Raw genomic sequence first — 1001 nt, forward strand, 5'->3', positions numbered from 1 at the left:
GAATGTGGTAAAGGCCGCCGCGCCGCCAGCAGGGCGCAGGATGGATAATGCAGCCAGCCAGAAGGATAGCAGGAATCCGGACATGACAAGCCAGATCAGTGACCCGCGCGAGGAACAGAAACGCCATGCCGCAATCGAAGCCGCGTCCATGGTCAGGGAAGGCATGGTGGTCGGCCTTGGTTCAGGCACCACATCGGCCTACATGATTGACGAACTGGGCCGCCGATGGGCTGAAGGCCTGCGGTTTGCCGCCATTCCCACATCCGAACGCTCGGCCGAGCAGGCGCGTGCGCACGGGATCAAACTGGTGACATTCGCCACCCATCCGCTAATCGATCTTGATATTGACGGCGCGGATGAAGTGGAGATGGGCACGCTCAACCTGATCAAGGGACGCGGCGGGGCGCTGTTTCGGGAAAAGATCGTGGCTGCGGCCTCACGTCGCTTCGTGGTGGTGGTGGATGAAAGCAAGCTGGTGCCACGGCTGGGTCACCACATGCCCGTGCCGGTGGAGGTCACGACATTCGGCTGGGAACTGACGGCCACCCGGCTGCAGGATCTGGGCGCACGTCCCATTTTGCGGCTGGACCAGCATGGTGTGCCCTTCAACACCGACGGGGGCAACCTGATCCTGGACTGCAATTTCGGGGAAATCCCGGATTCCGTGGCATTGGCGCGTAGGATCCGCTCCATCGTGGGCGTCATCGAAAGTGGCCTGTTCATTGGCCGCACGTCCGAAGTCATCGTGGCGGGCCGGGAGGGCCTGAAACATCTCATGGCCGCATGACCATGTGCCTGTTACCGCATGGTGGCAGGTTTGTGCCGGTCATCTGAACGTTTCATGAAACCAGTGGAACAATGAGCATGGGGAAGATTTCAAAAGCGAGGCCGTAAGGATTGCGTTGAGCAGGCAGGCTGTCACGCACGCGTTGGGAACTGACCGATGGACTGCCTGTGCCGCCTGAAAGGACGGGTTTATCGAAATGATAAAAATATATTCC

1 protein-coding gene is annotated in these 1001 nt (G+C 59.8%); it reads left to right on the top strand.

What is annotated here, in order from left to right; all coding sequences use genetic code 11:
• Window positions 1-82 precede the first annotated feature (82 nt).
• Window positions 83-787 (top strand): ribose-5-phosphate isomerase RpiA, encoded by a 705-nt coding sequence (gene rpiA, locus AC1RQ9_RS19030; protein WP_485988150.1) that lies wholly within the window; start codon window positions 83-85, stop codon window positions 785-787.
• Window positions 788-1001: the final 214 nt, after the last annotated feature.

Source organism: Komagataeibacter ossonobensis (genome assembly GCF_057359305.1).

Excerpts from the sequence above, each read along its gene's own strand:
- rpiA (WP_485988150.1), top strand. The coding sequence starts at position 83 with ATGACAAGCCAGATCAGTGACCCGCGCGAGGAACAGAAACGCCATGCC.